Here is an 18702-nt window from a genome sequence, read left to right on the forward strand (position 1 = left end):
GAGTATGAAGAGATTTGTGATGGCCGGTCTGGCCGGCACCGTGGCAGGGATTATTGCGACTACCCAGATCGCCGGGCCACTGCTGGCGCAAGAGGCCGAAAACAAGGCCGGAGTGTATGAACAACTTGACCTGTTCGGCGATATCTTCGAACGGATCCGCGCCCAGTATGTTGAGGAAGTCGCCCCCGAAGAACTGATCGAGGCTGCGATCGACGGCATGTTGACGTCGCTGGATCCGCATTCAAGCTATCTTTCCCCGGACGACGCCGAGCAGATGCGCGTGCAGACGCGCGGTGAATTCGGTGGGCTGGGCATCGAGGTCACCCAAGAGGATGGCTTCGTCAAAGTCGTCTCGCCAATTGACGGAACGCCTGCGGACGAAGCGGGCATCGAGGCCGGCGATTTCATTACCCATGTGGACGGCGAAAGCATCCTGGGCCTGACGCTGGACAAAGCAGTCGACCTGATGCGTGGCCCGGTCGGTTCGGAAATCGTGATCACCGTCGTGCGGGAAGGCGAACCCGACCCATTCGATGTGACCATCATCCGCGACACGATCAAACTGACCGCCGTTCGCGCCCGCACCGAAGGCGCCAGCGTGGTGTTGCGAGTGACCACCTTCAACGATCAGACCTTCCCGAACCTGAAAGAGGGCTTGGAAAAGCAGATCGCCGAAGCTGGCGGCATCGACAAGGTGAACGGCTTTGTTCTGGACCTGCGCAACAACCCCGGCGGGCTGTTGACCCAAGCCATCAAGGTATCGGACGCATTCCTGAACGAGGGCGAGATCGTCTCGACCCGTGGACGCAATCCCGAAGATGGTGAACGGTTCAACGCAACCCCGGGTGATCTTGCCCAGGGCAAGCCGATCGTAGTGCTGATCAACGGCGGATCGGCGTCGGCGTCCGAAATTGTTGCCGGTGCATTGAAGGATCACCACCGCGCGATCGTCGTCGGTACCAAAAGCTTCGGCAAAGGATCGGTTCAGACCGTGATGCCGCTGCGTGGCGACGGGGCGATGCGTCTGACCACCTCGCGCTACTACACCCCGTCGGGTCGGTCGATCCAGGCTTTGGGTGTCAGCCCCGACATCATCGTGGAACAGCCCCGCGTCCGTCCCGAGGCTGAGGAAGAGGAAGAAAGCAACGCCCGCACCCGGTCCGAGGCCGACCTGCGGGGCAGCCTGAACAATGACAGCTTGACCGAGGATGAAATCCGCCAGATCGAGGAAGACCGCACCAAAGCGGAAGAAACCGCCGAACTGCGCAACGAAGACTACCAGTTGGCCTATGCGATCGACATTCTCAAAGGCCTGTCCGCCTTCAATCCGACAGAGCGGGCATCGCAGTAAGCTGCGCAAACAATGACCGAAGGGCCGCGGTTTTCCGCGGCCTTTTCTTTTGGCTCAGCTCTCGATTTTGTGCAGTTTCTTTTCGTCCAGCATCAGCGCCAGAACCAGCCCTATGGACACCGACAGCGTTGAAAAGACAAAAGCCATGTCCATCCCGCTGTCAAAGGCCATCGACAACGCGGATTTGATCTTTTCGGCCTCGGGCGCGCTGAATTTCTGCATGACAGCCTGCGCGGTCTTGGTCGTCAAAGTACCGCCATTGATGGCTTTTTGATCGGCTAGGGACATGTCGATGCCAGCTTTGGCAAGGTGCTCGCGGAAGCTGGACAGGCTGACCATGTACATGATGGCCGTCGCGCAGGCGACCGAAATGGCGCCATAGACCAAGTGCACCATGAAGCTCAGACCGCCAACCAGGCCGGCGCGTTCGGGCTTGACGGCGCAAACGGCGGCGGTGCCCGACGGGCCAACCGTCAGTGTCGCTCCCAACCCGATCAGAGCCATCCCCGGAAGAATATGGAAATACCCCAGCCCGGCCGGCATCACGACGACACTGGCCGCGCCTATCGTAGCGCAGAGATACCCCCAGAACAGCAGGCGCTTGGGTCCGAAATCATTGTACAAGGTGCCAGAGACGATCGACCCGACCGCCAAAAGAACGGTCAGCGGCGCAAGGCCCAGAGCGGATTCAAACACTGACCAACCAAGAACCTTTTGCATATATTGCGGAAAATACAGCAATCCCACAAAGGCCGCCGAGACGTTGAACATGTTCAGCCCCAAGGTGATGCGAAATTGCGGATTTTGCATCATCTGCGGAAGCAATAGCGGTTCTTTCACCCGTTTTTCCACGCGTGGGAACAACAGAAACAGCGACGCGCTGAGGAAAAACAGAAACATCAGCGGAACCGACAGCCAGCCCCAGTCCGACCCGACATCAAGCGCGTACAGCAGCAGCAGGACAGCAAAAGAAAGGACACCCATTCCGGCAAAGTCGATGTGCTCACCCGTCTTGTGGGTCTTGTCACGCTGCATCAGCAGGACTGCCGTGGCCATCGAGATGCACGAGAAGACGACATTCGCCAGAAAGAACAGGCGCCAATCCCCAAGATTGACGACAAACCCGCTGATCATCGGACCAAATACGTTGCCCGTCGTGACACCGGCAAGGATCAACCCCATGACCATCGCACGGTGTTCCTCACGGGATACCCTCGTTGCCCCGAAGGCCAGCGTGCACGGCCACACGCATCCCGCGCCGATACCTTGAAGCGCGCGTGCGCCGATCAGGAAATCAAGGCTGGGAGATACGAAACACATGACCGAGGCGAAAAGAAACAGCGACAATCCGATGATCATGATCTTGCGATGACCGTACATATCGCCCAGCCGGCCGCCTGCGACCATCGTCATGGCGAAGAACAGCGCGTAGATGTTCAACACCCACTGAGTACTCGTGATATCGGCATCAAACGAGTTTTCGATCGCCGGAACCAGCATCAGCGCACCGGTAAAGTCTATGCCGATGCCAAACGCCGTTACCATCAGCGCTATGACCTTGATAATGCTGTCACGTTCCATTCGGCCCCCTGAGTTTCCTTGGCGGCTCAATCATGCATGAATTCAGCAAAAAAGATAGGAATGCGTCCAAGCAGGTTTCGATTACGTAGATCCTGCAGGCTTTTGGCCGATCAACCCTGACCAGCGCTCAACCGACGCACCACGCGCTTCAGAAGATCAAGTTCGGCGCGCAGCAGGTCCATCTCGGCTCGGATATCGCCTACGGCCGGCGCGCCCGCGATTACGGTGATGTCGCCCACTTTTTCCTGTGAAGCGCTGTCGAGGATAATCACACTGTGGACACCTTCGGACAACAGGACCGTTGGTACGGGAACCCGAACATGCCAGCCACCTTCGGCCTCGGAAACCTCGATACCTTGCAGGACCTGATCCCGGTACCGGGCTTCAAGTTGGGGTGCGGTACTTCCTGAAAAGTGGCCTTCCCATACGCCGTCTTCGAACCGGATCGGGACGAGTTTTGTTTCCACCATGGCCTTTCCTTTCACAAGTCAGCGCGATGATGGCGGCACAGGGTCAAATCCCGCAGCACCACACGGTTCATACCAGGATCCTGGATGATAAGGTCCAGCCACATCTTCTCGATGCGACGTTCGTTCAAGGACAGATGCGCAAGATCAAAATCGATGTCGGATGTCGCATCTTTCGGTTCCAGCTTTCGCAGCACCTGCTCGGTATTCGGTCCATTCTGGATATTCAGCCTGGCAAAGACCTCGGCCGGGCGTTCACTGTCGACCGTCACATGGGTCCGGACCAGGTGTTGCCGCGTCAGACCCTCGGCGGCGCTGCCCGGAAGTTCGACAGACACGGAGAGGAACGAGCCTTGAAAGCTGAATACGTCGATCGCCAGGCTGAAAGGCGCCAGGTCCTTTTCCCCGCTGTTGCGCATTTGCCGGACTGCAATCTCGGCCAGCGGACAGTCATGGAAAAGCGCCACACTGTCATCAATTTGCGCCTTGCGAGACAGTGATACCAGGCCCGTAACCGGCAGGGGGCTGCCCCACAAATCCGGGCGCCAGGCCCAATCCGTGCCAAGCGGTCTGGGGAAATTCTGGGTGCCAATATGCGGGCGGGTCAGGCGCCCGTCCGCAATCTGAATCAGCCGATCAAGTTGGGCGCGAAGCACTCGCGCCTGATCACGCTGCTGGCGAAGCAGGGGCAGGTCTTCGTGCGGCGCGTTCTGCGCCGTCCGTTTCCAGTGCCCAACTGCCTTGCGGCTGAAATACCGATCCAGAAGTCTGCTCATGTGCCCAGTGCTTGAAACTGCACCTCTTTAGTCGGATTCCGCGGGCGGAATAAACCCGCCTTCGACAGATAGCACTGCAAAATTTCCGAATTGTGAACGACGCCGATCCTGCCGGCCGGATTTTTGCAAGATCACGCCGGGGCACGTTCTTGAATTAGCACGGGGCAAAGCTTACCGTCAGTCACCCGGTCGCCGTGGATCCTCCGCAACGGGCCGCAGTCCAAAAAACAAGACGAGGCCGGGGCATGGAACCCACCCTATTCGCGTTCATCTGGAAACATTCCAAGAAACAGCAGTTCATTCTGCTGCTGTTGACCGTACTTTCGTTTCCGTTTCTCTATGCCTCGCTTGAACTGCCCAAGCAGATCATCAACGACGCCATCGGTGCGACCGGAAACACGGTAACGCTGTTCGGCACGAAGGTGACCCAGGTCCAATACCTGCTGATCCTGTGTTTTGCCTTCTTGGGAACCGTGCTGGCTGGCGGTCTCATGAAGATGCGCATCAACACCATGAAGGGGATCCTGGCCGAACGCATGTTGCGGCGGCTCAGATTCACCCTGATTAGCCGGATGCTGCGCTTCCCCAAGCCGTATTTCTCGACCACAAGCCAGGGCGAACTTGTGTCGATGATATCGTCCGAAGCGGAACCGATGGGCGGACTGATGGGCGACGCGATCGCCCAGCCGGTTTTTCAGTTCGGTCAGATGATGACGATTGTCACTTTCTTGTTCATGCAGAGCGTCTGGTTCGGGCTGGCCTCGATCGCGCTGATTCCGCTGCAAGCCTGGCTGATCCCGCGCCTGCAGCGTCAGATCAACCTTTTGAACAAGGACCGTATTCAGGAGATCCGTCACCTGAGCACCGAGATCGGCGAAACCGCCGCCGGTATCAGCGACCTGCGCGCGAACGGTGGTTGGCGCTATCGGCTGGCGCAGTTCAGTCATCGTCTGGGAACCTTGTTCGATATCCGGGTCCGGATCTACAACAAGAAATTCTTCATGAAGTTCCTCAACAACCTGATCACGCAGATGACGCCGTTCCTGTTCTATTCGGTCGGTGGCTATCTCGCTATCACGGGCGAAGTGACAGTCGGTGCGCTGGTTGCGGCGCTGGGGGCGTACAAGGACCTCAGCGGCCCTTGGCGCGATCTGCTGACCTATTACAATCAGGTTCAGGACATGTCGTTGCGCTGGCAGGTCGTCACCGAACGGTTTGCACCCGAGAACATGATTCCCGAAGAACTGTTCTATGGCGAACCGGAGAGCATCCCGCACCTGCAGGGCGACATCGAATTGCGCAATGTCACGGTGCGCGACGAGGACGGCAAGCTGATCCTTGAAGACATCGACCTGACGATCCCGAAGGGCGCTCGGGTAGCCATCAAGGCCTCGCACGACTCGGAAAGACAGGCGCTGGCCCAGTTGCTGATCCGCGAGATTCTGCCGGTTCAGGGCGAGGTCCTTCTGTCTGGGCACAACCTTCGCGAACTCCATCAGGCGGTGATCGCCGCCCGTGTCGGCTATGCCCACTCGCGACCCTACTTGTTCAACGGCACGCTTGGGGACAACCTGCTGATGCCTTTGCGTCCCCATCCCCAGCACGAGACCGAAGCTCTGAAGGCCCCATCACGTTATCAGGTCGAAGCCGTGCGCGCCGGCAACTCCCCGGACCTGCTGGAGGACGAATGGGTCGACCCACGCCTTGCCGGGCTGCAGAGCATCGACGAGATCCGGGATTGGTGGTTCGAACTGGTCGAGGCGATGGGCATCGACGAGTTCATGTTCCGGCGGACGTTGCGGTCGCAATTCGATCCCGAACTGCACCCCCATCTGGCCAAGGCGATCGTGGATGCGCGCGACAAGGTTGCAGCGCGTCTCAAGGAAAAGGGCTTGGACAAATACGTTTACCGGTTCGATCCGGACCGGTTCAACCCGGCCGTACCTTTGGGGGGCAACCTTCTGTTTGCCTCACCGTCGCGCAACATCTCACCGGACATCCTGGCCGGGGACGCTCGATTTCTTGCCATGCTGCGGGCCCATGATCTGGACAAGGACGCCCTAAGCATCGCGACGGCGGTCCTCAGCACGCTGCGGAAAACATTCGGCCGAGAAGGGACGGATCACCCGCTGTTCCTGCGTTTGGGCATGTCCAAGGACATGTACCACCGACTGCTCGACATCGACGAACGCCGCATGTCGAAAGGTGAGGCAACCCTGTCCGAACGTGAAATGGCACTGTTGCTGACGGTGCCGTTCATGCTGACCGCCGAACAGATCGGCCCCAGTTTCCCCGAGGAGTACAAGGAAAAGATCCTTTCGATCCGGCGCACGCAGGCCCAAAACCTGCACGCATCTTTCGACGGGCTGTTCATTCCCGTGGCACCCGAAACCTATGTTCCGCGCCTGACCGTCATGGAAAATGCCCTGTATGGCCGCGTGTCGCTGATGGCCGGGGCACATGCCGAAGAGATCGAGGATGCCGTAGCCGAAGTCCTGATCGAGGCCGGTCTCACCCGTCGCCTGGCGGCTATCATCTACGATCTGCCGACCGGTCTTGGCGGGGCCAACCTGCCCACGGTTTTCCAGGAACGTGCCGCGTTTTCACGGGCAGCGATCAAGCGGCCCGACATCCTGATCCTGGACAAGGTCCTTGCCAGCCACGATTCGGAAAGCCGTCTGCGTACGCGCCTCAAGCTGCGTGAGTTGCTTCCCGACTCGGTCATGATCTTCATGGAAGATCATTTTGGCCATCCCGAAGCCTATGACATGTACGTGGAAATCAAGGACGGCCGAATCGACGGTGTATCGCGTTCCAAGGTCGAGGCGGATGACGAACAACCCGAAGACTTCAGCCGAAAACTCAAGATCATTTCGGCAACCGAACTGTTTTCGAGGCTTGACGGAAAACACCAGCGTCTGCTGGCCTTTTCGGCGCAATGGTACGACGCGGCGGCGGGGCAGACCATATTCTCGCGCGGGCAAACGCCCGACGCTGCCTATCTGTGCATCTCAGGGCAGGCGAGCCTGGAATGGACGATGCCGGACGGCGAAAAGCGCAACATCTCCGTCGTCGAGCCAGGCCGTCTGATCGGCGACCTGTCGATCATCACCGGCGCGCCTCGGCAACTTGACCTCGTTGCGATGACCGACTGTTCGTTCCTGCGGATCGGCGCGGAAGAGCTGCGCGCCGTGGTAGAGGGTGACGCGGCTGTTTCGATGCGCCTTCTCGAAACGGTGGCCGGGTATCTGACAACTGTCTCGGAACGACTGTTGCTGTCTAATACCCCGTTGACACCCGAAGCCGAGACCGGGGCGGGCGGTTAGGATGCGCGACCCGCAGCCACACCCGGCCTATGCCCCGCACGAAATCCTGGTGGCGCCAGCCAGGGCTTATCCCGAACTCTGGCGGCTGCTGCTCGGGTTCGCGATCATCACGGTCGTCGTGCTGGCACTGAATCTGGTTCTCCTGGCCGCTGTAACCGCCTTTGGTTCGGCCGAACTGGTGTCCGGTTTCGAAGACGGGTCCTCGGCCCTGGCGCTGCTGGTCATCCTTTCCAGTTTTGCCTTTGCCACATTGGGCGTCGGATTGGCCGTGCGACAGGTGCAGCACCGGAAACTGATCTCCGTGGTTGGGGCGCCGATTCTGACTGTACGGCAATTCTGGCGGGTTCTGCGGGCGCTGGTCGTGCTGGGTGCCTTGCTTTTTGTTCTGCCCCCATACGATATGGGACCGCCCTTGGAGCCAAACCTGCCGGTTTTCAGGTGGCTGCTGCTGTTGCCGCTGGCGCTGGTGGCTGTCCTTATTCAGGTCAGCGCCGAAGAGATTCTATTCCGCGGGTTCCTGCAACAATCGCTGGCCGCGCGGTTCAGGGCCCCGTGGATTTGGATGGGTGTACCCTCCCTGATTTTTGCTGCCGGGCACTACGCACCTCTTGCCGCCGGTGACAATGCTATCCTGATCGCAGTTTGGGCCTTTGTCTTTGGCCTTCTTAGTGCAGACATCACCGCCAGAGCAGGAACGCTGGGACCCGCAATCGCCATGCATTTTGCCAACAATGTAACGGCTCTGCTGATCGTATCGTTGCCTGACGGCCTGGGGGGGCTGGCCCTCTATCATCTTCCGTTCGAAACATCGGACACCGGTATCCTGCGCCAGTGGCTTGTCGTGGATTTCGCGGTGATGATCGTCAGCTGGCTGGTTGCGCGACTTGCGCTCAGGCGCTGATTGCATTTCCTTCCGTAGCGTCTTATTTGACTGCAACCCGCATCAGCAAGGTTCCGACATGAACTGGATCACAAACTACGTCCGCCCCCGGATCAACTCGATCTTCTCCCGCCGTGAGGTGCCCGAGAATCTCTGGCACAAATGCGACGAGTGCGGAACGATGCTGTTCCACCGTGAACTGGCGGACAACCAGAACGTTTGTACCCAGTGCGGACACCACATGCTGATCACCCCGCGCGAGCGGTTCAAGCACCTGTTCGACGGCGGCATCTTCACCGAGGTCGCAGTGCCCGCGCCCAAGGAAGATCCGCTGCAGTTCCGCGATCAGAAGAAATACCCCGACCGGATGAAGGCGGCGCAGAAAAAGACCGGCGAGAAAGAGGCGATGCTGGTCGCCACCGGCGAGATCGGCCGCACCCCCATCGTGGCCGCGGCGCAGGACTTCTCGTTCATGGGCGGTTCGATGGGCATGTATGTCGGCAACGCCATCATCGCCGCCGCGCAAGAGGCGGTGAAACTCAAGCGCCCGCTGATCCTGTTTTCCGCCGCCGGCGGCGCCCGGATGCAGGAAGGCATCCTCAGCCTGATGCAGATGCCGCGCACCACGGTCGCGGTGGAGATGCTGAAAGAGGCCGGCCTGCCTTACATCGTCGTTCTGACCCATCCCACCACCGGCGGCGTCACCGCCTCCTACGCGATGCTCGGCGACGTGCATATTGCCGAGCCGAACGCGCTGATCTGTTTCGCCGGCCCCCGCGTGATCGAGCAGACGATCCGTGAAAAACTGCCCGACGGCTTCCAGCGCGCCGAATACCTGCTGGATCACGGCATGCTGGACCGCGTCACCAAACGGACCGAGTTGCGGGACGAGTTGATCACGATCATCCGGATGCTGATGGGTCTGCCCCCGGCGGTCAAAGGCGATCTGCCCGCCCCGAACGAGGACGCGGCCGAACAGCCTGACGCGCAGGCCAAGCCTGCCGAAGACCAGCCCAAGAAATGACCGCGCCCACATCCGACGTCATCCTCGACCGGATGATGGCGCTGCACCCCAAGATCATCGACCTGACCTTGGACCGTGTCTGGCGTCTGCTCGAAGCTTTGGGTAATCCGCAGGACAAGCTGCCGCCGGTGATCCACATCGCCGGTACCAACGGCAAGGGCTCGACCCAGGCGATGATCCGTGCAGGGCTGGAAGGGGCCGGGCTGACGGCCCATGCCTACACCTCGCCGCATCTGGCACGCTTCCACGAGCGCATCCGCCTGGCGGGCAAGCTGATCTCGGAACCCGACCTGACCGCCGTTCTGGATGAGTGCTACACCGCCAATGGCGGCGAGAACATCACCTATTTCGAGATCACCACCTGCGCGGCCTTGCTGGCTTTCTCCCGTGTACCTGCCGACTACACATTGCTCGAAGTCGGACTTGGGGGACGACTCGACGCCACGAACGTAATCGCAAAGCCCGCGGTCACGGTCATCACCCCGATCTCGATCGACCACGAACAGTTCCTCGGCAACACGCTGGCCAAGATCGCCGCCGAAAAGGCCGGCATCATCAAGCGCGGCGTGCCCTGCATCGTCGGCCCGCAGCCGGACGAGGCGATGGAGGTCATCGAGGCCACCGCCGCCCGCCTCGGCGCACCCTTGCTGGCCCACGGACAGCACTGGCACGTCCACGAGGAACATGGCAGCCTGATCTATCAGGACGAAAACGGCCTGCGCGACCTGCCGCTGCCGAACCTGCTGGGCGCGCACCAAGTCCAGAACGCCGGCGCCGCACTGGCGGTCCTGCGCCACCTCGACCTCGGCGACGAGGCCTACGAGGCCGCTGTCACCCGCGCCGAATGGCCCGCCCGGATGCAGCGCCTGAAAACCGGCCCGCTGGTCGAACAGGCGCCCCAGGCCGAACTCTGGCTGGACGGCGGCCACAACGTCGCCGCCGGTGTCGCGCTGGCGGACGTCTTGGCCAAGCTGCCCCCGCGACCCACACACCTGATTTGCGGCATGCTCAATACCAAGGATGTAACCGGCTACCTCTCCCCACTGGCACAGGAAGCTGCCAGCCTGACCGCCGTTTCCATCCCGGGCGAGACCAACACGCTGAGCGCCGAAGAAACCGCCGCCGCCGCCAAATCGGTGAACCTGCCCGCGACGACCGCCAGCAGTGTGTCCCAAGCCCTCGACACCATCATCAAAGCCAACCCACAGGCGCGCGTGCTGATCTGCGGCTCGCTCTACCTCGCGGGCAACATCCTGCGCGAAAACGGCTGACCATTCATTGAGTCACAGCTACGCCAGCGGCAACGCTCGCTATTGTCCCCAGTCCTGCGCCTGCATCTCCCGCAGGCGCGACGCTGTGCGCTCGAACTCGAAAACACCTTCACCCTCGACATACAGCATCTCGGGCTCGGCGGCCGCTGAACAGATCAACCGCACCTTCGCCTCGTACAGCGCATCGATCAACGTGACGAACCGCTTCGCCTCGTTGAAATTGTTGCGCGACAGGCGCGGTATGTCCTCGAGCACCAGCACTTTTACCGCATCAGCAACGGCTAGGTAATCCCCCGGGCCAAGCATCCGGCCGCACAGATCGTAGAACGAGGCCCGTGCCACACCATTGCGAAACGCGGGCAACACCACCTCGCGCCCCTTGACATGCAGGGTCAGGGGTTCGGCCGGCCCACCGGACAGGTCGGCCCACACGGCCCGGATCTTCTCCCGCGCCTCGGGTCCGATGGGCGTGAAATAGACCGGCGAGCCCTCGAGCCGGTTCTGCCGGTAATCCGTGGGCGACGTCAGTTCCCATACTTCGAGCTGCTGTTTGATGTGGTGGATGAAGGGCAAAAACAGCTGCCGGTTCAGGCCATCCTTGTACAGATCGTCGGGATGACGGTTGGAGGTGGTCACAACGACGACGCCCCCTGCATGCAACAGGTCGAACAGCCGCCCGACGATCATCGCGTCGGTGATGTCGGTGATCTGCATCTCGTCAAAGGCCAGCAGGCGCACGGATTTCACGACCGAGGCCGCCACCGGCGCCAGTGCATCCTGCACGCCGGTTTCGCGCGCCTCATGCATGCCAGCGTGGATTTCCTGCATGAAGGCATGGAAATGGACGCGCCGGGCCGGAACTTCGCCCAGCGTTTCGACGAACATGTCCATCAACATGGACTTGCCGCGCCCCACGCCGCCCCACAGGTACAAACCCTTGGGCGGCGGCGGTGCCTTGCGGAACAGCCCGCGTTTCACCGGCGCGGCCAGAGCCGCCCGGATGCGCTCGAACTGGGGCAGAACGGCCTCTTGCGCGTCGTCGCGGTTCAGGGTGCCATCGGCAACGCGGGCCTCGTACAACGAGATCATGTCGGTCATGGCCCGAGCCATAGCGCCCGCCCGCGCCATTGAAAAGAAGGCATCCTCCGGCACGCATCAATTTTGGTTAATCGTGACCGCAAAACTCCTGAATTGACGAGCGAGCCCAAGCGGATACTGTCGGCGGGCTGAACCCGGAGGCCCAATGACCCCAACCGCCCGTCTGCTCAACCCGGTGCTGATCGTCGGATGCGTGATCATCACGGTCAGCTTCGCCGTGCGCGCCTCGTTCGGCGTGTTCCAGATTCCGATCGCCGAGGAGTTCGGCTGGCTGCGCACCGATTTCTCGCTGGCCATCGCGATCCAGAACCTGGCCTGGGGCATCGGCCAGCCGATCTTTGCCGCCATCGCCGAAAAGATGGGCGACCGGCGGGCGATCATTCTTGGTGCGCTGACCTATGCGGCGGGGATGGTACTGTCGGCTTGGTCCGTTACGCCCTTCGGGCATCAGCTTTATGCCTGGCTGGTGGGCTTCGGTATAGCGGGCACGGGCTTTGGCGTCGTGCTGGCGGTGGTCGGGCGGGCCTCGACGGATCAGAACCGCTCGATGTCGCTGGCGATCGTGACGGCGGCGGGCAGCTTCGGGCAGGTGATCGGCGCGCCCACAGCAGAATGGATGCTGACTTTCCTGCCGTGGCAGCAGGTGTTCATCATCTTCGCCATTGCCATTCTGGCCCTTGTGCTGACACTGCCATTCATGCGAGCACCCGCGCAGGTCAGCAAGGCCGAATTGGAAGAAAGCATGGGCCAGATCCTGGGCCGCGCCTTCCGCGATCCGTCCTATGCGCTGATATTCTTGGGTTTTTTCAGCTGCGGCTATCAACTGGGTTTCGTCACCGCGCATTTCCCGGCCTTCGTGACCGAGATGTGCGGTCCGATCCAACCCGGCGGTGTCCTGCATGCGATGGGCATCACCACAACGTCTGCTTTGGGTGCGCTGGCGATCTCGCTGATCGGGCTCGCCAATATCGGAGGCACCCTTCTGGCCGGATGGGCGGGCAATCACTTCCCCAAGAAATACCTTCTGGCGGCGGTCTACACCGGGCGCACTATCGCGGCCGCGGCGTTCATCCTGTTTCCCATCACGCCTCTGACCGTGATCCTGTTCTCGCTGGTCATGGGGTCACTGTGGCTGGCGACGATCCCGTTGACCTCGGGCCTCGTCGCGCATCTTTACGGCTTGCGCTACATGGGCACGCTGTATGGCATCATATTCTTCAGCCATCAGGTTGGCAGTTTCCTGGGCATCTGGCTAGGCGGCCGCATGTATGACCTTTATGGCGATTACACCGTTGTCTGGTGGATCGGCGTGGCCATCGGCGCCTTCAGCGCGATCGTACACCTGCCGATCCGCGAAAATCGCCCCACGCAGCCCGCTGCCGCATAAGGTCAGGCGGCCTCGTCGGGGGAGAGCAGACCTTCGGCCACCAGCCTTTCGGCCCAGCCCTGCGGACCGTCGAAATGGTGGGTCTGCCAACCACGGCGACGGGCGGTTTCGATGTTGTCGATCCGGTCGTCTGTGAACAGCAGCGTCTCGGGCGGCAGGCCGCAATCCTGTTCGACCATCTGGTAGATCGGGGCATGCGGTTTCACCATCTTCATCCGCCCCGAGACATAATGCCGGTCGAACTCGTTCAGGAACGGATAGACGGTGGTCGCATAGTCGAAATTCTGCACCCCGAAATTGGTCAGCGCAAAGACCGGCACGCCCTTGGCTCGCAGCGCGCGCTGCAGCCGGACCGAATGCGGGATCTCGGGCGCGGCCAGTTCGATCCAGTTGTCGTGCCACATGCGGATCTCATTGCGCCATTCGGGGTATTTTTCGGCCCAGGCATAGATCGTTTCGGTGAAGTGATGCCCCTGATCGACCAAGTCGTTCATGCCGTGCAGGTCGACGGCCGAGAACATGGCGCGGCGCCGGTCGTCGCCGATCACGCGGTCATAATACCGCTCCGGCTGCCATTCGATCAGAACGTTGCCGATGTCAAAAACGACCGCTTCTACGGGCATGGGATTTCCTGTTCGCTTGTGTTGCGTTTGGGGCTGACTGAACCAACCCGCCGAGCGGGATGCAAGGCCAATCTCAGCCGCGCAGGGCGGCGCGCATCTCGCGCTCGAGCGCGTCCAGAAACCGCGACCGGTCGGCCTTTGAGAACGGTTTGCCACCGCCCCCGGCACCCAGCGGGTTGGCGGCGCGCAGATCCGCCATCAGATCGCGCATCGCCAGTTGCTGGCCGATATTTGCGGCGGTGAAGGCTTCACCGTTGGGACGCAGCACGCGCGCGCCGGTCTCGACGCATTTGGCGGCCAACGGGATGTCCGAGGTGATGACAATGTCGCCCGGGCCACTCCGCTCGGCGATCCACTTGTCGGCCTCGTCCGCGCCTTGCGCAACGGTCACGATCTGAACCAGCGGGTTGGCCGAGGGGCGCAGCCCGCCATTTGCGACCACGACCATCGGCACCTTGTGCCGCGTGGCGACGCGCTCGGCCTCGGCCTTCACCGGGCAGGCGTCGCCATCGACATACAGGATCGTCACGCCTGCTTGGCCTTCTTGGGCGCCAACTTTGCTGGCTCGGGCGCATCGGATTTGCGCACCTTGAACTCGTCCGGGATCGGCATCCGGTTGAAGGCGTCGAGCCCGGCGATCTTGTAGGCCTCGGCCAGGGTAGGATAGTTGAAGGTGTTCTGCACGAAATAGTCCACCGTGCCCTTCAGGTTCAGCACCGCTTGGGCGATGTGGATCAGCTCGGTCGCGCCTTCGCCGACGATCTGCACGCCCAGAACCCGGCGGGTTTTCAGCGAGAACAGCATCTTCAACATCCCATGCTCGAGCCCCATGATATGCCCGCGCGACGTCTCGCGGAACCGGGCCACGCCCACCTCGTAGGGAATGCCACGTTCCTGCAGCTCTTCCTCGGACATGCCGCAGGTCGAGATTTCGGGCACCGAGTAGATGCCATAAGGGAACCAAGGGCTTTCGGGCAGGGTGGGGGTCTCGAGCGCGTGGCAGGCGGCCACGCGGCCCTGCTGCATCGAGGTCGAGGCCAGCGATGGATGCCCGATCACGTCGCCGGTGGCATAGATATGCGGCACCGAGGTCTGATAGGTCTTGCGGTCCACCGAAATGCGGTTGCGGTGGTCGGTTTCGATCCCAACCGCACCCAGATTCAGCGCCGAGGTGTTGCCCATGCGGCCCGCCGCGAACAGCAGCATCTCGGCCCGGACATGGCGGCCGTTTGACATGGTGATTTCGACATGCTTGCCGGCGTCCTCGATCTTTTCCACGGCCGAGCCCAGCCGCAGGTCCACCCCGTTTTCCCGGATCTGGTGTGTGAATTCCTGGATCAGGGTCTTGTCGATGAAATCCAGGAAGGTCTCGCGCGGCTCGATCAGCGTCACCCGCACATCCAGCGCCGAGAACATCGTGGCGTATTCCACCCCGATAACGCCCGCGCCGATCACGCAGAGCGAACGCGGAATCTCGGCCATTTCCAGGAACTCGTCGCCATCGACGATGGTCTTGCCGTTGAAGGGCACGTAATCGGGGCGATAGGTTTTCGTCCCGGTCGAGATCAGGAATTTCGCGGCCGTCAGGCGGGTGGTGTCGCCCGCATCGGCAGTGACCTCGATCTCGTGCGGGCCCACGAAACGGGCTACGCCGTCCATGGTTTCAACGTGGTTGCGGTTGAACTGGTGTTCCAGCACGTCAACCTCATAGTCCAGCGTCATGTGCAGCCGGGCCTTGAGGTCCTCGGCGCGGATCTGGTCCTTGACCCGGTACGAACGGCCGTAAAAGCTGCGCTCGCGCCAGCCAGACAGGTTCAGCACCGTTTCGCGCAGGGTCTTCGACGGGATCGTGCCCGTGTGCACCGACACGCCGCCCAACCGGTCACGGCGGTCAACTACCAGAACCTTGCGTTTCAGCTTGCCCGCCTGAATCGCCGCCGCGCGGCCCGATGGGCCCGAGCCGATGATGATCAGGTCATAGTCGTATTTGCTCATCCCTCAGTCTCCGTACAGGGCTTCGGCGTGAAAGGTGACGTGGTCCTCAATGAAGGTGGACACAAAGAAATAAGAGTGGTCATAGCCGGGCTGCAGCCGGACCGTTGCCTGTTGGCGGAGTTCGGCGATGGCCTGGGCCAGGGCCTCGGGGCGCAGCAGGTCGATGAACTGGTCGTTGGTGCCGGTGTCGATCAGGATTGGGCCGTCAAAGCCCTTTTCCTTCATCATCAGCGTCGCATCATGTTTGGCCCAGGCGGTCGGGTCATCGCCCAGATAGGCACTCAGCTGCTTGCGGCCCCAGTCGCTCGCCGTGGGGTTCGAGATCGGCGCAAAGGCCGAGACCGAGCGGAACCGGCCCGGCAGGTTCATCGCCAGCGTCAGCGCCCCGTGGCCGCCCATCGAATGGCCGGTGATGGCCTGCCGGTCGCCATCGATGGCGAAGTTTTCGACCAGCAGCGCGGGCAGCTCGTCAGCCACATAGTCCCACATGTTGAAATGCGGCGCCCAGGGGGCCTGAGTGGCGTTCACATAGAACCCGGCACCCTGGCCTAGGTCGTAATCCTCGTGATCGGCGACCCCTTCGCCGCGCGGCGAGGTGTCGGGAAAGACCAGTGCGATGCCTTGTTCGGCGGCCCAGCCCTGCGCGCCCGCTTTGACCATCGCGTTTTCATGGGTGCAGGTCAGGCCCGACAGATACCACAGGACCGGAACCGGACCGTCCTTGGCCTCGGCCGGCAGGAACAGGCCAAAGGTCATGTCGCACTGGCACGCCGCCGAGGCGTGGCGGTACACGCCCTGCACGCCACCGAAACAGGCGTTTTCGGAAAGGGTTTCCATCTGGCATCATCCTTACGTTGGGTTCGTGCCATGGCTAACGGGCGAAGGCCCCGGCGTAAAGTCCGGGCACCAATGTTCGCACGCATTTTGAAGTCGCCGTGTCAGAATGCGGCAACCCACGCGATGACCACCGGCACGGTCAGAATGCTGACAATGGTCGACAGCAGAATGGCGGCAGATGCCCGGTGCGGCGCCACCCCATAGTGGGCCGCCAGCATATAGACATTGCCGGCCACTGGCAGGGCGGCGGCGGAGATCGCCACCGCCGCGGCAAAAGGATCAGTCGGCAGCAGCCACAGCAGCACCACGGCCACACAGGCCGGGTGCACGGCCAGTTTGCAAAAGCTGAGCCACAGCGCGATCTGAACCCGCTCGGCTGATTTGCTGGCCAGCGAAGCGCCAATGGCAAACAGCGCGCCCGGCGTGGCGGCGCCACCCAGAATGGTCAGAAAATCGTTCAACGGGTCAGGCACCGGCATCTGCAGGGCCGACCAGATCAACCCGGCCGAGATCGAGACGATCATGGGGTTTTTCAGCAGCCCGACTCCGATGAGCCGCAGCGTCCCAACTGTCAGCTTTCCATCCCGCCCGCCGTTGATCAGGATCACGATCAGAGAGGAAAACACCACCAGATCGACCGTCAGAACCAGCATGACCGGCCCGATTGCGGCTTCGGAAAACAGCAGGGCCAACATTGGCAGACCCAAAAAGCCCACATTTCCGATGGCGGCGCATTGCGCCTCGACCGCGGCGGTGGGGATGTCGAGCCCGCGCAGATAGGCGACCAACGTGGCCAGCGCGTATACGCCCGCCGTGCCGATCAGATAGCCCAGCATCAGCCGCGCGTTGAAGATCTCGGCAAAGGGCAGCGTGGCGGCAAAGCGGAACAGCATCGCCGACAACGCGAAATAGAACACGAACTTGGTCAGATAGGCCGTGGCGTCTTCGGTGAAGAACCGGCTGCGCCCGGCCCAGTATCCCAGGCCGATGATCGCAAAGAAGGGCAGGGTGCGCAGAAAGATATCGACCATGCGCAGATTGGTAACATAGAATTACCACATCGCAAGCAGGGTCATCACCCGCTGCCGATCAATATCCCGGCTGCCAGCACCAGCGCTCCACCCAAAACGACCTGAAAAGCGGCACGGAAGAACGGAGTTTCCATATAACGATTCTGAATCCACGCGATCGCCCACAATTCGAAAAACACCACGATGAAGGCAATGATCGTGGCCGTCCAGAATTCCGGGATCAGATAGGGCAGGGCGTGGCCCAATCCGCCGACCGTGGTCATCACGCCGGACGCCAAACCCCGCTTGACCGGTGATCCACGGCCCGACAACTCGCCATCGTCCGATGCCGCTTCGGTGAAGCCCATGGAAATACCTGCGCCCACTGACGCTGCAAGGCCCACAAGAAAGGTCGTCCAAGGGTCGTGCGTGGCAAAGGCCGTCGCGAAGATCGGCGCCAAGGTCGACACCGACCCGTCCATCAGCCCGGCCAATCCCGGCTGGACCCAGGTCAGGATGAATTGCCGGTGTGAAATCACCTTTTCGGCTTCTTTTTCATCGTGATCCAAGTGAGCTTCTTCCAATTCGGCGGCCGCGGCTTGATGCCCTGCTTCGGCCGCAGCCAGGTCGCCCAGAAGTTTGCGTGTTGCTGCATCGGTCGTGCGACCGGCAGCCGCCAGATAGAAGCGCTCCGCGTCGCGCTCCATCATCTCGGCTTCTTCGCGGATTCGCTCGATTCCAAGATTCTCGACCAGCCAGATCGGACGGCGGGCGTAGTAACCGGCGACATGCTCGCGCCGAATCAGAGGGATCACCGGGCCGAACCGATCCTCGTGCAGAGCGATCAGGCGACGGCGGTGCTCGTCTTCCTCGGCAGCCATGCCATCGAAGATTTTGGCCGTCGCCGGATAGTCGGGGCGTAGCATTTCGGCATATGACCTATAGATCCGCGCGTCATCTTCCTCGGACGAAATCGCAAGCGCGATAACTTCCTGCTCGGTCAGATCCCTGAAGTGTTTGCGCTGAGTGAAAAACCGCATAGCCACCCTCGTTTTAGAATTATTCTAATCTACGCT

The 18702-nt window shown here is 61.4% G+C and carries 16 protein-coding genes; 6 read left to right on the forward strand and 10 right to left on the reverse strand.

All coding sequences use genetic code 11. The features are described 5' to 3' along the window. Positions 1 to 4: 4 nt before the first annotated feature. Positions 5 to 1351, forward strand: a complete 1347-nt coding sequence (locus tag ACR3EK_RS18600) for a S41 family peptidase (protein ID WP_170525885.1) — start codon at positions 5 to 7, stop codon at positions 1349 to 1351. A 54-nt stretch (positions 1352 to 1405) separates the two neighbouring features. Here ACR3EK_RS18600 and ACR3EK_RS18605 read toward each other — a convergent pair whose 3' ends face one another. The 3 genes from ACR3EK_RS18605 to ACR3EK_RS18615 all read right to left on the reverse strand — a co-directional run bounded on the left by ACR3EK_RS18605 (position 1406) and on the right by ACR3EK_RS18615 (position 4175). After that, positions 1406 to 2932, reverse strand: coding sequence for an MFS transporter (locus ACR3EK_RS18605; RefSeq protein ID WP_170359451.1), 1527 nt, complete (start codon positions 2930 to 2932; stop codon positions 1406 to 1408). Positions 2933 to 3042: 110 nt separating this feature from the next. After that, positions 3043 to 3402: a hypothetical protein gene (locus tag ACR3EK_RS18610; RefSeq protein WP_170341499.1), complete on the reverse strand. Its 360-nt coding sequence runs from the start codon at positions 3400 to 3402 to the stop codon at positions 3043 to 3045. A gap of 11 nt (positions 3403 to 3413) precedes the next feature. After that, on the reverse strand, positions 3414 to 4175 hold the full coding sequence (locus tag ACR3EK_RS18615; protein WP_170407629.1) for a DUF6478 family protein: 762 nt from the start codon (positions 4173 to 4175) through the stop codon (positions 3414 to 3416). 245 nt (positions 4176 to 4420) lie between these two features. Between ACR3EK_RS18615 and ACR3EK_RS18620 the strand changes: the two genes are divergently transcribed. Genes ACR3EK_RS18620 through ACR3EK_RS18635 form a run of 4 tightly spaced genes read left to right on the forward strand, consistent with a single transcriptional unit; the run spans position 4421 to position 10676 of the window. Beyond that, positions 4421 to 7501: an ABC transporter transmembrane domain-containing protein gene (locus ACR3EK_RS18620; RefSeq protein WP_170391501.1), complete on the forward strand. Its 3081-nt coding sequence runs from the start codon at positions 4421 to 4423 to the stop codon at positions 7499 to 7501. A gap of 1 nt (position 7502) precedes the next feature. After that, on the forward strand, positions 7503 to 8402 hold the full coding sequence (locus tag ACR3EK_RS18625) for a CPBP family intramembrane glutamic endopeptidase (protein WP_170391502.1): 900 nt from the start codon (positions 7503 to 7505) through the stop codon (positions 8400 to 8402). A 58-nt stretch (positions 8403 to 8460) separates the two neighbouring features. Beyond that, positions 8461 to 9405, forward strand: coding sequence for an acetyl-CoA carboxylase, carboxyltransferase subunit beta (gene accD / locus ACR3EK_RS18630; RefSeq protein WP_170359459.1), 945 nt, complete (start codon positions 8461 to 8463; stop codon positions 9403 to 9405). Further along, positions 9402 to 10676 carry a bifunctional folylpolyglutamate synthase/dihydrofolate synthase gene (locus ACR3EK_RS18635; RefSeq protein WP_480634217.1) on the forward strand — a complete coding sequence of 425 codons (1275 nt, stop codon included), beginning with the start codon at positions 9402 to 9404 and terminating at the stop codon, positions 10674 to 10676. Before accD ends, ACR3EK_RS18635 begins: the two co-directional genes overlap by 4 nt. 39 nt (positions 10677 to 10715) lie before the next feature. On the opposite strand, the gene zapE is transcribed toward ACR3EK_RS18635, so the two are convergent. Beyond that, positions 10716 to 11774, reverse strand: coding sequence for a cell division protein ZapE (gene zapE / locus ACR3EK_RS18640; RefSeq protein WP_480634218.1), 1059 nt, complete (start codon positions 11772 to 11774; stop codon positions 10716 to 10718). A 145-nt stretch (positions 11775 to 11919) separates the two neighbouring features. Here zapE and ACR3EK_RS18645 point away from each other — a divergent pair, with 145 nt between their 5' ends. Then, positions 11920 to 13161, forward strand: coding sequence for an MFS transporter (locus ACR3EK_RS18645; protein WP_170371711.1), 1242 nt, complete (start codon positions 11920 to 11922; stop codon positions 13159 to 13161). A gap of 2 nt (positions 13162 to 13163) precedes the next feature. Here ACR3EK_RS18645 and ACR3EK_RS18650 read toward each other — a convergent pair whose 3' ends face one another. From ACR3EK_RS18650 to mbfA, 6 genes are all read right to left on the reverse strand, one after another. Continuing rightward, positions 13164 to 13784 carry an HAD family hydrolase gene (locus ACR3EK_RS18650; protein ID WP_480634219.1) on the reverse strand — a complete coding sequence of 207 codons (621 nt, stop codon included), beginning with the start codon at positions 13782 to 13784 and terminating at the stop codon, positions 13164 to 13166. Positions 13785 to 13857: 73 nt separating this feature from the next. After that, entirely contained in the window at positions 13858 to 14313 is a 456-nt protein-coding gene (locus ACR3EK_RS18655) for a YaiI/YqxD family protein (protein WP_222458342.1), read from the reverse strand. Continuing rightward, positions 14310 to 15779: a Si-specific NAD(P)(+) transhydrogenase gene (sthA, locus tag ACR3EK_RS18660; RefSeq protein ID WP_093963338.1), complete on the reverse strand. Its 1470-nt coding sequence runs from the start codon at positions 15777 to 15779 to the stop codon at positions 14310 to 14312. The genes ACR3EK_RS18655 and sthA overlap by 4 nt, the downstream gene beginning before the upstream one ends. A gap of 3 nt (positions 15780 to 15782) precedes the next feature. After that, entirely contained in the window at positions 15783 to 16616 is an 834-nt protein-coding gene (gene fghA / locus ACR3EK_RS18665) for an S-formylglutathione hydrolase (RefSeq protein WP_222458341.1), read from the reverse strand. 101 nt (positions 16617 to 16717) lie between these two features. Beyond that, the gene (locus ACR3EK_RS18670; RefSeq protein WP_170359474.1) at positions 16718 to 17647 is read right to left on the reverse strand and encodes an AEC family transporter; all 930 of its coding nucleotides are present in this window, start codon (positions 17645 to 17647) and stop codon (positions 16718 to 16720) included. A gap of 44 nt (positions 17648 to 17691) precedes the next feature. After that, positions 17692 to 18666: an iron exporter MbfA gene (mbfA, locus tag ACR3EK_RS18675; protein WP_170365821.1), complete on the reverse strand. Its 975-nt coding sequence runs from the start codon at positions 18664 to 18666 to the stop codon at positions 17692 to 17694. Positions 18667 to 18702 lie beyond the last annotated feature (36 nt).

This window comes from Ruegeria sp. BC8 (genome assembly GCF_056535705.1).

Excerpts from the sequence above, each read along its gene's own strand:
- ACR3EK_RS18620 (WP_170391501.1), top strand. The coding sequence starts at position 4,421 with ATGGAACCCACCCTATTCGCGTTCATCTGGAAACATTCCAAGAAACAG.
- ACR3EK_RS18610 (WP_170341499.1), bottom strand. The coding sequence starts at position 3,402 with ATGGTGGAAACAAAACTCGTCCCGATCCGGTTCGAAGACGGCGTATGG.
- ACR3EK_RS18645 (WP_170371711.1), top strand. The coding sequence starts at position 11,920 with ATGACCCCAACCGCCCGTCTGCTCAACCCGGTGCTGATCGTCGGATGC.
- accD (WP_170359459.1), top strand. The coding sequence starts at position 8,461 with ATGAACTGGATCACAAACTACGTCCGCCCCCGGATCAACTCGATCTTC.
- ACR3EK_RS18605 (WP_170359451.1), bottom strand. The coding sequence starts at position 2,932 with ATGGAACGTGACAGCATTATCAAGGTCATAGCGCTGATGGTAACGGCG.
- ACR3EK_RS18635 (WP_480634217.1), top strand. The coding sequence starts at position 9,402 with ATGACCGCGCCCACATCCGACGTCATCCTCGACCGGATGATGGCGCTG.
- ACR3EK_RS18600 (WP_170525885.1), top strand. The coding sequence starts at position 5 with ATGAAGAGATTTGTGATGGCCGGTCTGGCCGGCACCGTGGCAGGGATT.
- fghA (WP_222458341.1), bottom strand. The coding sequence starts at position 16,616 with ATGGAAACCCTTTCCGAAAACGCCTGTTTCGGTGGCGTGCAGGGCGTG.
- mbfA (WP_170365821.1), bottom strand. The coding sequence starts at position 18,666 with ATGCGGTTTTTCACTCAGCGCAAACACTTCAGGGATCTGACCGAGCAG.
- ACR3EK_RS18670 (WP_170359474.1), bottom strand. The coding sequence starts at position 17,647 with ATGGTCGATATCTTTCTGCGCACCCTGCCCTTCTTTGCGATCATCGGC.
- ACR3EK_RS18625 (WP_170391502.1), top strand. The coding sequence starts at position 7,503 with ATGCGCGACCCGCAGCCACACCCGGCCTATGCCCCGCACGAAATCCTG.
- ACR3EK_RS18615 (WP_170407629.1), bottom strand. The coding sequence starts at position 4,175 with ATGAGCAGACTTCTGGATCGGTATTTCAGCCGCAAGGCAGTTGGGCAC.
- zapE (WP_480634218.1), bottom strand. The coding sequence starts at position 11,774 with ATGACCGACATGATCTCGTTGTACGAGGCCCGCGTTGCCGATGGCACC.
- sthA (WP_093963338.1), bottom strand. The coding sequence starts at position 15,779 with ATGAGCAAATACGACTATGACCTGATCATCATCGGCTCGGGCCCATCG.
- ACR3EK_RS18650 (WP_480634219.1), bottom strand. The coding sequence starts at position 13,784 with ATGCCCGTAGAAGCGGTCGTTTTTGACATCGGCAACGTTCTGATCGAA.